Genomic DNA, 232 nt, shown 5'->3' on the forward strand with positions numbered 1-232 from the left:
GAACAGGCCGAGGCGCTGGCCGCGGCCGACCGTGAGCAGGCCATTGATCGAGCGGATGCCGACGTCGAGAGGTTCGCTGATCGGGTGGCGCTTGAGCGGGTTGATCGTCGGGCCGTCCATCGGCACCCAGTCTTCGGCGCGCATTCCGCCCTTGCCGTCAAGGGCGCGGCCAGCGCCATCGAGCACCCGGCCGAGCATCGACATGCCCATCGGCAGGCGCCCGGTGTCCGGC

General features: G+C 71.1%; 1 pseudogene. It reads right to left on the reverse strand.

Features of this window, described 5'->3' with window-relative positions:
• Positions 1-232 (reverse strand): annotated as a pseudogene (fliI, locus tag BST14_RS32475) (flagellum-specific ATP synthase FliI); the annotation flags it as partial.

Source organism: Mycobacterium arosiense ATCC BAA-1401 = DSM 45069, assembly GCF_002086125.1.
In the GTDB taxonomy this organism is placed as follows: domain Bacteria; phylum Actinomycetota; class Actinomycetes; order Mycobacteriales; family Mycobacteriaceae; genus Mycobacterium; species Mycobacterium arosiense.